Source organism: Ulvibacterium sp. (assembly GCF_028285715.1).
Classification (GTDB): Bacteria; Bacteroidota; Bacteroidia; order Flavobacteriales; family Flavobacteriaceae; genus Ulvibacterium.
Genome location: NZ_JANQOO010000035.1, coordinates 738,388 through 751,077 on the forward strand (window position 1 = coordinate 738,388; position 12,690 = coordinate 751,077).

Sequence of the window (12,690 nt, forward strand, 5' to 3'; positions counted from 1 at the left end):
TTTAAAGGGAATACTGTTGTAAAGTGGATTGCAAACCACATTTATTGACAAGTTGGATGCCTAAGCCTGGACGTACATTGACCTCCATGATTTGGGGGCCTTTGACCTTGTCTATGACCAAGTCTATGCCCAGATATTCCAAGGGAAAGGCCTGGGCCGTTTTTTTGGCGAGCTGCAGCATAGTGGGCCAATACGGTATTTTCATACCATTTACCTTGTTTTCATTATCCGGATGGTGATTTGAATAGGTTTTACCATCATATACCTGTGTCAGAGTACCTTTTTTCATATCCACTCCAATACCCACCCCTTTTTGGTGTAGGTTGGCCTTGCCATCGGACCTTGAAGTCGGCATACGCAACATAGCCATCAAAGGCTTTTCCTTTAAGGTGATGATTCGAAAATCAGGGACACCTTCATCATAGATTTTAGCAAAAAACAAGTGTGGTACTATACATTCCTCAATCAGGCAGGCGTCATTGGAACCCATGGAAAACAGGCCGGAAATAATGCTTGTGATGTGTTGGAAGATTTGGGCATCGGTCAAGGTCTTACCGCTACTCTGCCATTGCCCATTCCTGATTTTTTTCAAAATCTTGATACCGCCACCACCACAGCCTTTTGCGGGTTTGATGACCAAAGTCTCGTGGTTTTGCAAACTCGCCCATTTGACCCGGATTTGGCTAATCCGATCAATAACGGCATAGGTTTGGGCGCAGGCAATGTTGTTTCTATGCAAAATCATTTTGGCCTTCACCTTGTCATCTGCCAAAGTGTAGTATTTGCGTTTGTTATGGGGATAAATGAATTCTATATTGCGGCGATTGAGGCCAATGACTCCCTTGGGGTTGTTGACCAAGAATATCTTCTTTAACATACTAGGCAAGTTTGGAATTCAATAAGGGTTGAAATCTGAAGAGTTCCGTCCATCTAAGGCCCACATATCTGCCCAATAGCATACAAGCAACGATAACCAACAGCAAAAGTTCTGGGAAGAGAATCAAAAGCGTGTCCAATCCCTTTATAGAAAAAAGCAAAAAGCAAATACTTACCGCCCATAACGTTTGCAGTAAGGTGCCTGTGGCTTTTTGAAATCCGTCTTCCACGATTAGCTTTGAAAACCGCTCTGCCGATATGGTCAAGATGATGGTAGGGAAAAGCGTCAACGAACTCAACCAATCAATTCCAAACGAAATGCCCAAATAATTGCCTAATGCCATGACCAAGACCATTAAGGTCAATGAAATGACCAATTTTGGTGTATGCAGCAAACCCATGTTATCAAAGGGGCGGGTGATTAGCCCAACAAATAGGATCAAGAACATAAATAGCACCATACCCGTTGTAAAACCGGTCTCGAGCAACGAAAAGGCGATAAGGACGGGCAAGAATACTCCAAAAGTGCGGATACCGACAATATTTCGCAATAGGGCAACGATCAATCCGCCCAAAGGAAGCATCAGCAGTAAAAAAAGATTTTTCTTTGAAATGGACTTGTTCTTGACCAAGCCCCAGAGGGAAAATGTAGTCACTTTTTCCGCATCTTCCGCTTCTTCATTGAGTATTGACAATGATTCTTGCTTATTGATTTCATAGGAATAGTCAAACTGAATACCAGGACTATGAGTGACCAAAAAAGCATCACCCTCATATAGTTCCAGGTAATTTGCTGGTAAATAAGCAAAATGTCCGTTCAGGGCATCAAAGGGAACCCAGGCCCCATTGATGAAAAGCTCGGTCCATGCGTGGGAGGTCCGCTTATTCGATTCCGTCAAAATAATCCCTCCCTTAATGCGGGCCGGATATCCCAAATTTCTTGCCAATGCCACCAGTAAACGGCTTTTACCATTGCAAGATGCCTCATTGCGTTCCAATGTGCTCAGCGCATCCGTTAAGGTAATAATGGGTGCGGAGGGAATATCGTAAACATAGTTGAACAAGCTTTAATAGTTTCCTTATCCGAGGTGGTTCCCCTCTTCAAGTCCATTGCCAGTTGGGCAATTGGAATGGCAGCAACCTGAATGTTTTGAGTAGCGGTCAAATACCTTTCCATATCGCTAGGATACGGTTTGAAGTTTTTGGTCAACTCGAAAATTTGGCTTTTGCCCTTGAATAAAAAAGAATAGCTTACGTTTTCATAGGCATTTTCAACCTTGGTCGACCAATTGCCCCTAATGTTCGATTCATCGGCCAATATTGAAAACTGTACAGCTTTGGGCATGCGATTCTTTTGGGCCGTAATTTGTTGTCGGGCATTGTTCTTTGGCAAATAGGTTTTGACAAAGGTGCCGCCCGTAGCGGTCTTAAAAAAATAGCGATAGGCAATATGGTAACTTTCATCGGCCTGAAACGTGTTTCTGTTTTTTGACAACAAATTGATTTTGTAGACCATGGCGGTCAAAGCCAATAGACCTAGACCAATAAGAATGAACTTAAATTGCTTTGGGACATTCATAACTAAGATTTTTTTAGTTTTGACAATAGAACAGGATACTTTGAATTCACCCCACCCCCTTAGAAAAAAAATCTTTTCATGAGCCAAAGCGAAAAGTCTGTTTGCGACAAAAGGGTTTTTAACGAACTGTTCGATTTAAATTCAGAACCCCTACGCAATTACCTGTACTATCAGTGTGGTGATATACAACAGGCCGAGGATTTGGTACAGGAAGCTTTCATCAAATTGTGGAAAAACTGCAAAAAGGTTTTATTGGAAAAAGCTAGAGGGTTTCTGTTCACAGTGGCCAAAAATGCATTTTACAATCAAGTGGAGCACCAAAAAGTGGTGTTAAAGTATGCCAAACGGTCAAAGAAAAATTCCAATACCGAAACCCCGGAATTTCAATTGGAGGAAAAAGAGTTTATGGAACGGTTGCAAAACGCCATAGCGGATTTACCCGAAGGACAACGAGAGGTGTTTTTATTGAACCGGATGGATCAAATGACCTATAAGGAGATCGCCGAGTTTTTGGGAGTTTCCCAAAAAGCTGTAGAAAAACGAATGCATAAGGCATTGGTCAAATTACGGAAGACGGTAAAAAATATTTAGTGATTAGGGGTAGGGTAAAATAAGATTGGCCTGTTCCTTTTTTATGCGAACAAGCACAGCCTTAGTATTGAAACAAAACTATGTTCGAAGAAAAAGATGATACTATAATGGCACGTTGGCTCATAGGTGAGCTGACCGAAGCTGAGCGCGCAGAATTTGAGGCATCATCGGAATATGCCGAATATCAGCGTTTGTCACAGGGCTTAGGGGCCTTTCAAAAACCCATCTTTGATAAAGAAGCGCTTCGTAAACGTGTTTGGGAAAGCATTGAACACCAAAAGCCCAACAAAGTAGTACGTTTAAGACCGCTGCACTATGCTGTAGGCATCGCAGCTTCGGTTTTGGTGATTTTTGGCTTGTTTTTCAGTAAAGTAACTTACACTACCGCCATTGGCGAAAAGTTGATGGTTTCATTGCCGGATGGCACCGAAGTGACCTTAAATGCAAAATCGACATTATCCCATGGACGTTTCTTTTGGATGGACAATAAGGCAGTAACCCTAAATGGGGAGGGTTTCTTTAAGGTTACCCAGGGTGATGGCTTTAGCGTGGATACGGAATCTGGCACCATTAACGTGCTCGGCACAGAATTCAATGTTAAGGCAAGGCCCCTATCATTTGAACTATATTGCTATGAAGGTCGGGTACGTTATGAAAATGAGCCCGAACAGCACGAAGCATACTTAAATGCCGGCGATGCCGTTCAATTAAAAGGAAGTATTTTATTGGAATATAAACACGGTGATACCAGTCCCCTTTGGAAAACTGGAAGCACTCGTTTTTCCAATACGGAGCTTTTGATGGTGATGAACGAATTGGAATTGCAATACAATATTTCATTTGACCATACTCCTGATGTGGTTCAAGGCCATTTCACCGGTACTTTTGTGCATGACGATCTGGAGCTTGCATTAAAATCCGTTTTTGTTCCCATGGGTATCGAATATGAACTGTCTGAAGACCAAAAAACTGTAATTCTTAATGCACGCTAATCGTAGCAGATTTTTTTCACTCTTCTTTATGTTATTTTCTTTATCGACAGTTTGCGCACAGCAGATTATCGAGGTAGATTATACAAATACACCCTTGAAATCGGTATTGCTGGATTTGGAACAAAAAACCGGATTGCTCTTTTCATTTTCGGATGAGCTAATAGCCGATAGGTCCGTAACCAAGACAAACAAATCTATACATATTGACGAACTACTCATTTTTTTGGGTGAGGCTACCCAACTTACCTTTGAACGTATTGGTGAAAAACAAGTCATCATTAGTGTCCCAGGTCAGGCGCTTTCTATTTGTGGTTATTTGTTCGACCAGATTACCAAAAAGCCCCTCCCCTATGCCACCATTGTCATCAAGGGTACTACAAAGGGGTTTATCACTAACGAGAACGGGTATTTCAGGATTGAAAATGAAAACCTGACCAACGGAATATTGATACAATATGTGGGATACACGAATCTATTGGTTCACCCTTCGGATTTTAATAAAAATGATTGCAAGAATCTATTCTTAAGTCCCCGGATTGAATCATTGAAAGAGGTCATTGTAAAATCCTATCTCATCAATGGGATTGATAAAAACAAGGATGGGTCCCTGGTTTTGAACTCTGGGACACAGGGCATCTTACCAGGTTTGACCGAGTCGGATATCTTCCGATCCGCTCAGTGGGTCCCGGGCATTACGAGTATCAATGAAACGATTTCCGACATTCAGATTCGTGGTGGTTCAGCAGATCAAAACTTGATTTTGTATGATGGTATCAAAATGTACAATACAGGTCATTTCTTTGGTATGATTTCCATATTTAACCCCAATATCACGACTAAGGCAACCATTTTTAAGGGTGGGGCCAGCGCGGAGTACGGTGACCGTGTTGCAGGGGTTATCGATATTCAGGGAGAAACTCAAGTACCAACAAAAACGACTATAGGGATGGGATTGAATGGCACCCAAGCAGATGCCTTTGTAAAGGCAAGATTGGCCGAGTCTATCGGATTGGTAATCTCCGGCCGACGTTCCTATGCCGATATAGAGGGGCTGGGTACACCCACCATAGACGCCATTTCCGAAAAGGTCTTTCAAAATACCATAGTGGTAAATGATGCGGCTGGCCAGGTAGTCGAAGATGAAGAAGATCAGGAAGGCCTTGTAGAAGGTGAAGAAACCTTTTTCTTTTATGACACCAATGTAAAGCTCATCCTAAAACCTTCAGAGAATGATAGTATTTATATTAGTGGATTGCTAACCAAAAATGACCTTGATTTTCGCTTGCTCGATGATGAAAATCTATCCCAAGATGCCTTGGCCACGGAAAACCGAGGTCTAAGCCTTGATTGGAGTGGCTTAAAAGCCGGTAAGTGGCACCATGGCATTAGTGGTTATTACTCCAAATATGATAGCAGATATCGCAACCAATTTTTTGAAGGGCAAGATGTTGAAGAGGAAAACCTTAGGCGGAATTCAGTTTCCGATTATGGGATGGATGTGCATATTGCCTATGATTTCTATAAAAAACATACCTTGAAACTAGGGTTTCAATTATCCCAAAATGAAGTTTTCTATCAAATTTTTCGCGATGAATTGGGAACGGAAGATATTGAACCAGAAGATGAAGACCAAGAAGGAGTGGAGTCAGAGGATGAGCGCGATTTCAACGAGATTTCAGATAAAAAAAATAACTCCAATTCATTATATGCCACTTATTATTATCGCTCCAAGGACAGCGGGTTGATCAGCGTTGGTCTGCGAGCGTCGACATTTTCATTGTTGAGTGGGAGGTATTTTGAACCACGGCTAAATATTGAATATCCTTTGGGAAAAGGGGTAAGACTCAAATTGACCGGTGAAAAAAGATTCCAGACGCTCAGCCAATTGGTGGAATTTGATGATACCCGCCTTCGTTTGCAGAGTGGTATTTGGACCTTGACGGATAATAACGATTTTCCGTTGTTGACAAGTGAGCAATTTTCCACAGGAATCCTATTGTACGCCAAAGGATGGACGATTGATTTGGATGGTTACTTAAAAAAAATCGATGGCCTCACTTCATTTACCAACGGGTTTACGAATGCTTCGGAAGAATATTCACAGGGGACCAGTTCTATCCTTGGAGTCGATTTTTTGATCAAGAAACAATGGGGGGACTGCCGCATTTGGTTGGGATATACCTATAATTCCGTTGATTATCGCTTTGATGAATTAGCAGATACCAAGTTCCCGGGCAATAATGATATCACTCATAATTTTGCGCTTTCAAATACGTATGAGAAGGGCAATTGGCAATTTTCATTGGGGTGGAATTTTAGGACCGGCGCTCCCTTTACGCCCGTCACCGGATTCAACACCATTGGAGGTGATATAGTATTTGGACCCATAAATAGTCAACGATTGCCCAATTACCATCGTTTGGATGCCTCGGCACAATATCAATTTAGACTATCTTCTCGAAAAAATCACCGAGGTACTTTAGGAATATCATTGCAAAACCTATATGCGCGGCAAGTACCACTTTCTGTTTTTTATCGTGTAGATGACAATCCGCAGACAGGAATACAAGAAATTGATCAATTAGAGCAATTGTCACTAGGATTTACCCCCAATTTTTTATTGCGTTTTTATTTTTAAGCACCCATGGCATACAGTTCAACCCCAAACACCCCAATTTAAGTAAAGGATGTAGGGATAACGGTGCAATTTGGTGGCTTTGTTCTTCAAAAATCAAGTCGATTTTCTTTTGTCACAGACCCGTACGAATCTCTAATTCATCTTTAATGGAAATTTCAACAATTGATTGATTATCTTTAGACATACTTAAACTATGTGAGCATGAAAAATTATATAACTCTTTTTCTTATTGCAGGCTTGGCAATCCTCGGATCTTGTAAATCCAAAACAGAGTCCAAGAAAATTCCCGAAGAACTTCCTATACTGGTTCAGGGAGAAGAAGTGTCCTATGCTACGGATTCAACTAATCTTAAAGGGTACATGGCTTACGATGTGAATTCCAAGGAAAAGCGTCCCGGTGTATTAATAGTCCATGAATGGTGGGGACATAATGATTACGTCAGGCAACGTGCGGATATGTTGGCCGAACTGGGGTATACGGCACTGGCCGTTGATATGTATGGTGATGGAAAACTGGCCGACCATCCCGATGACGCAGGAAAGTTTGCGATGAGTGTAATGACCAATCTGCCCGAGGCCACGGCCCGTTTTAATGCGGGCATGGAAGTATTAAAATCCCATACTTCCGTAGATGGGGAAAAGATTGGCGCCATAGGTTACTGTTTTGGAGGCAGTGTGGTCTTGACCATGGCTAATTCCGGGGCAGATTTGGATGCGGTTGCCGCCTTCCATAGCGGGGTACAATTGCCCATAATGCCCAACGATAAACTTAAGGCGAAGATTTTGGTTTGTAATGGGGCGGATGATCCCTTTATAAGTCCAGAATCTGTGACGGCATTTAAAAGTGCACTGGACTCCTTAAATGCGGACTATACCTATTTATCGTATCCAGGTGTGAAACATAGCTTCACCAGCAAAGAGGCCGATGCCAATGGGGAGAAATTCAGTTTGCCATTGGCCTATGACGCCGATGCCGATGCGAAATCCTGGGCAAGCTTACAACAGCTATTTTTAGAAGCGTTTTAAAAGAAGTCCGGGTTCAATTAAATGCATTGCCGGATTTGTCAACTAAAACCCTTTTGAAAATTTATTCGCTTTTCTACTATTTTGAAGATAGGCTATCCCAACAATCAAACTGTTTATGAAGCTCTGGGCATGTAAACCCCGGATGAATTTTCACACACCCTACCCTTCAACTTTGCTTAGAACGGCCCAAAGCTGACCAACTTTGGATATGACGCTATATATAGATATCCGCGAACTTCTTACTCAATTTCATTAGGGTATAGTTGATTCCTGCCTTTTAGAGACTCCCGCGATTTTGATTATATTGGAATCCATAACTATTTCAAATGTTGAATACAGGTTTTGATAAGTAATGTGAGTTAAATAGATGGATTTTCAGGACTATTTGGGCATTGGTTTTTTTTCCGGGGTCATTTTAATGTCCACACTGCATGGCGTACTATTGGCATTGATATTACTGTGTAATAAAAACCTGAATTCCAAATCCAACAGGTATCTGGCTATGGCCTTATTGGGCATTTGTGTCATTTTAGCTTATGAATTTGTCTATTGGTTGGACCTGGAAGATAAAATACCTGTTTGGATTCAATATGCACCCCTGTATATTCGAACGACCATTCCAGTTGGAATCTTCTATTTCGTCTTGTTTCTGGTGCAACCTAAACACCGACTTTCCAAGTTTGAGAAGTTGGGCTTATGGGCCATTGCCTTGGAACTACTATTGGAGACGACTTACATCCCCGTAAATCTATTTTTAAAAGATTCGGATCATATTGCCATTGCGGAGGACTATATCATCATTTTAGGGTGGTTTTTATGTGTCTTTACGGCAATGGTGTTTTTACCATTGGCTTTGCGGAAAGTCAATCAGTACCAAAAATTTCTTTACGACAACTACTCCACCACAGAAAGAAAAAGCCTTAGATGGCTACAGGTATTTTTAGCCTTGGTGTTTCTGGGAGTGGTTTTGGGGGGCATTAGTTTCTTACAATATGTACTTGGCTATTACGACGCTTCTGAATCCACGTTTGCCATTGTTGTTGTGGGCTTTGTGTTACTTCTATTTGCCATAGGTTATTTCCTGATATTGCAATACGGTTGGTTTGAAATCGCCCCCTTAAAAAACTATACGGGCAAAGTGGCACCCATTTCCGGTAAACTCTCGGACAACACGAATGCGTATTATAGCCAGTTAATGACATTGCTTCAGGATGAAAAAATATATGAAGATGTCGACTTAACCTTGGATAAGCTTTCGGAACGCTTACAAATCAGTAGCGGTTACCTTTCGCAGATCATCAAGGAAAAAGAGAAAAAGAGTTTTTTCGAATTCATAAACTTCCATAGGATAGCGTCCGTAAAGGAAAAATTGATGGATACTGATTATAAAAACTACACCATAATGGGAATTGCCCTGGAAAGTGGATTCAACTCAAAATCTACCTTCAATGCCGTATTTAAAAAATTTACCAATGAAACCCCCTCCACCTTTAAACGACGGCAGGCTTAAACCCTTTTAAATTCGTCCGACTTTCCACAGTTTGGGCCTTTTCGTACTAACAAACGACTTGGAACGATGATTTTTGTCAGGAAACCAATGGAAAGATAGATTTCGAATGCCTCATAAATGAAAACACCATTATTTAAAAACAGTGTTATGGCCTTATTACTCTTGTGGTTAATAACCCTTCTCAGTGCCTGTTCTCAAGAGGATTCCACACCTGTAGTTGTTACCAATTCCTCTTCTACTGAAAGAGGATTGCTCATTTCGTATCAACAAAGTGGGCGCATAACTGCAAGCGAAATTGCTTCCAATGGTTCAACTATTGGAGATGTATCTACTCTTACAACAAAGGATGTAGCATTTTATAAAATAGTCTATAATTCACTTTATAAAGGAGAATCAACCCAGGTAACCGGTTTGGTGTTGATTCCCCAAAACGCTTCAGCTGCTTTGCCGCTCATTCAGCATCATCATGGCACGATCATACCTGAATCCGGATCTGAGCATGAAGTACCTTCAAACTATACGGGAGGTAGTACGGAAAACAATGTGGAAACCAGTTTTATTGGTGCCGTAATGGCCTCTAACGGTTATGTGGTTTCCCTGCCAGATTATACCGGTTATGGGGAAACCTCCCATTTGGAACATCCGTATACCGTACACCACGAGCTGGCCGAAGTGTCCGTGGACATGATTCGAGCTACCAAAAATCTGTTAAATGAGCTTTCGATTGGCTTTTCTAATGCCGTTTTTTTGACGGGCTGGTCCGAAGGTGGTGGTGCAGGTCTTGCCACACATAAGTATTTGCAGTTAAAATATCCAGATGAGTTTGTGGTCAAGGGGAGTTCACTGTTAGCAGGGCCTTATGACTATTCCGCTTTCTTTTCGGATGTATTGGAAAACAACGCCCAAGCTTGGGACAACCTCTCTATTTACAGTTGGGGCATGTATGCCCTGAACAAATTTGTTACCTCTTTAAACCAATCCAATCAAGACATTTGGAGCTACCCGGTGACCCATCAGATAGATGCCCTATATGTTCCTTCCAATAAACCTAATGAAGTTTTTATGGCTGCATTTATTCAAAGTTTCAATGATGGGACCAATGCTCCGTTTATTGAAGCAGTACAGGAAAATTCCTTGATTAAGGATTGGATGCCTGTCGGAAGTTTGTTTTTTCATTCTGGAACAGCAGATGCGATTGTGCCGCACTACAATTCAATAAATGCGCATGCCCAATTTCAATCTGTTGGGGCCAATTCCACGCTCTATGAATATGCTGAAGAAGACCATTATACCCCATTATATGATTATGTGGTAACCACTTTGAATGATTTCAATAATTTATAATACATGATTTAATTATATCGATATGACACGAAATGAATTTGTACAACTTTGCGGAATTTTAGGGGTAGGCCTACCTATCCAGGCCGCTTTTGGTTCTTGTAGCAAAGATGAACCCATATTGGAAGCCTCGGATACCGTCATTATCATCGGTGCAGGGGCAGCCGGTCTATCGGCAGCCTATTTGTTGCGTCAACGGCGGGTAGATGTTCAAATTTTGGAAGCGGCATCGCACTATGGTGGTCGAATGATTCGAACCACTGATTTTGCCGACTTCCCCATTCCCTTGGGTGCCGAGTGGTTACATGTGGAAAGAGGCGTTTTTGATGAAATTGTCAATGACCCATCCACTACGGTCAGTATCCATACTACGCCCTACGATCCCAATATGGATTATGGTGTCTTTGAAGGTAGGCGAGTGAGTGTTGCAGATATCGGCTTTACCATTGACCAAAAATTTGTCAATGCTACGTGGTATGATTTTTTTGAAGCGTACATCACCCCATTTGTTAGGGACAGGATATCGTATGGTCAAATAGTGAAAACCATAGACTACTCGGGTGAACAGGTCATTGTCCAAACTACAAATGGGGAATTTTCCGCGAATCGGGTTATTGTTACGGTTCCTGTGAAAATGCTACAGAAAGGAACCATTGCCTTTATCCCTGAACTGCCTTCGGAAAAGCAAGATGCCATCAATAATGTAACGGTATGGGATGGCTGTAAAGCCTTTATCGAATTCTCTGAAAAGTTTTACCCCACATTTATTGGTTTTGATATCACGCCGGAAACCGATGGACAAAAATTGTATTATGATGCCGCTTATGGTCAAAATACCGCCCAAAACATATTAGGTCTATTTGCAGTTGGGACGGGTACCCTGCCTTATGTAAACTTATCGGATGACAATTTACTTGACTATATGCTGACGGAATTGGATGCGCTGTTCGATGGCCAAGCTTCGGCCAACTATGTGAAACACCTTTTCCAAAACTGGAATGAAGCTCCTTTTGCCAATGGTGCATATCTTGTTGACCACGAAGATTGGCGAAGAGTCCGTACCCTTGGGGAATCCGTGGGGAATCAATTGTTTTTTGCCGGTGATGCCTATACTACAGGTGAGGACTGGAGCAGCGTACATGCGGCCGCACGCTCCGCCAAAAGGGTGGTCGAAGCATTGCTTGGTTAAATGTACTGCCAGCTTACATAAAACGATTCCGGTAGCTGTTTGGGCTTATTCCTTTTAACCGTTTGAACATCCGGTTAAAATACGAGCGGTTGGTAAACCCACAGGCTAGAAAAACCTCGGTTAAATCACAGTAGGGATCTTTTAAAAGCTGTGTCGCCCTGTTGATGCGCTCTTCATTGATAAGGTCAGTCGGGGAAATCCCCATTTCCTGTTTAAATACCTTGTAGAAATGGCTTTCGCTCATACAGGCTTTTTCGCTAAGTTCCTTTATGGATAATGGGTTTCGGAGGTTTTCTCGTATATATTGCACAATATAGGCCAAGCGTTTACTGCCCGAGAGTTCTCTAGTATCGTTTTGATAGGCTTTTCGAGCATTGGCCTGTAATATACGTATGACCAACTCTTGGAGCATGTTGGAAACGAAAAAATCCTTGGAGGGGTGATTCTCGGTATACAAATATACCAAGCGTTGTAAAATCTGATAAATGCTGGGGTCGTTGGTAAAGTGAAAATTATAGTCCATAAGATTCCACTCTTGACCATCGGATCGTGTCATACTATCATTCATGATGGCAATCACATGGGCCAATTGATTTTTTCCGATTTCCATGGCCAAACAACGTGTTGGATTGTCCTCTCGGGCCTCCGGAAAATCAATACTCATCAATTCATCAGCCGGTAAGATCAGCGATTCTCCTGGTAAAAATTCAAAAGAAGGTTTATCCCTCAAATGCATAATCTTTTTCCCTTGGAACATACTGGCCAATACAGGGGTACCGAATTGTAGTTGTACCCGTTCTGCACGTAAATGCGTTTCAAAAATATGCATCGCAGAGTCATCCAACTCATAGGAAGTTTGGTTTTCCACCAAATCCACCAGTTTTCTAGATTGATAAAAAGAATTTGATAATCGCATAGATTGTTTAAGGATTTTTCAAAATTTCAAAA

At 41.7% G+C, this 12,690-nt stretch carries 11 protein-coding genes; 7 read left to right on the top strand and 4 right to left on the bottom strand.

The window, feature by feature from the left end; genetic code table 11:
- Position 1: 1 nt before the first annotated feature.
- Genes Q0993_RS21175 through Q0993_RS21185 form a run of 3 tightly spaced genes read right to left on the bottom strand, consistent with a single transcriptional unit; the run spans position 2 to position 2,455 of the window.
- Positions 2-877, bottom strand: coding sequence for a sugar-transfer associated ATP-grasp domain-containing protein (locus tag Q0993_RS21175; RefSeq protein WP_299537228.1), 876 nt, complete (start codon positions 875-877; stop codon positions 2-4).
- A gap of 1 nt (position 878) precedes the next feature.
- Positions 879-1,940, bottom strand: a complete 1,062-nt coding sequence (locus Q0993_RS21180; protein ID WP_299537231.1) for a 7TM domain-containing protein — start codon at positions 1,938-1,940, stop codon at positions 879-881.
- Complete coding sequence (locus tag Q0993_RS21185) at positions 1,892-2,455, bottom strand: hypothetical protein (protein WP_299537233.1); 564 nt, start codon at positions 2,453-2,455, stop codon at positions 1,892-1,894. The genes Q0993_RS21180 and Q0993_RS21185 overlap by 49 nt, the downstream gene beginning before the upstream one ends.
- Positions 2,456-2,533: 78 nt before the next feature.
- Here Q0993_RS21185 and Q0993_RS21190 point away from each other — a divergent pair, with 78 nt between their 5' ends.
- The 7 genes from Q0993_RS21190 to Q0993_RS21220 all read left to right on the top strand — a co-directional run bounded on the left by Q0993_RS21190 (position 2,534) and on the right by Q0993_RS21220 (position 11,742).
- Complete coding sequence (locus Q0993_RS21190) at positions 2,534-3,046, top strand: RNA polymerase sigma factor (protein WP_299537235.1); 513 nt, start codon at positions 2,534-2,536, stop codon at positions 3,044-3,046.
- An 80-nt stretch (positions 3,047-3,126) separates the two neighbouring features.
- Entirely contained in the window at positions 3,127-4,038 is a 912-nt protein-coding gene (locus tag Q0993_RS21195) for a FecR family protein (protein WP_299537238.1), read from the top strand.
- A complete protein-coding gene (locus Q0993_RS21200) occupies positions 4,028-6,676 on the top strand; it encodes a TonB-dependent receptor (protein ID WP_299537241.1) in 2,649 nt (882 codons plus the stop codon). Before Q0993_RS21195 ends, Q0993_RS21200 begins: the two co-directional genes overlap by 11 nt.
- Before the next feature lie 201 nt (positions 6,677-6,877).
- Positions 6,878-7,702: a dienelactone hydrolase family protein gene (locus Q0993_RS21205; protein ID WP_299537244.1), complete on the top strand. Its 825-nt coding sequence runs from the start codon at positions 6,878-6,880 to the stop codon at positions 7,700-7,702.
- Positions 7,703-8,069: 367 nt separating this feature from the next.
- Positions 8,070-9,212: an AraC family transcriptional regulator gene (locus Q0993_RS21210; RefSeq protein WP_299537246.1), complete on the top strand. Its 1,143-nt coding sequence runs from the start codon at positions 8,070-8,072 to the stop codon at positions 9,210-9,212.
- A gap of 117 nt (positions 9,213-9,329) precedes the next feature.
- Complete coding sequence (locus Q0993_RS21215; protein WP_299537249.1) at positions 9,330-10,556, top strand: lipase family protein; 1,227 nt, start codon at positions 9,330-9,332, stop codon at positions 10,554-10,556.
- Between the two features lie 22 nt (positions 10,557-10,578).
- Positions 10,579-11,742 carry an FAD-dependent oxidoreductase gene (locus tag Q0993_RS21220; RefSeq protein WP_299537252.1) on the top strand — a complete coding sequence of 388 codons (1,164 nt, stop codon included), beginning with the start codon at positions 10,579-10,581 and terminating at the stop codon, positions 11,740-11,742.
- Between the two features lie 13 nt (positions 11,743-11,755).
- Here Q0993_RS21220 and Q0993_RS21225 read toward each other — a convergent pair whose 3' ends face one another.
- Positions 11,756-12,658: an AraC family transcriptional regulator gene (locus Q0993_RS21225; protein WP_299537255.1), complete on the bottom strand. Its 903-nt coding sequence runs from the start codon at positions 12,656-12,658 to the stop codon at positions 11,756-11,758.
- Between the last annotated feature and the right edge of the window lie 32 nt (positions 12,659-12,690).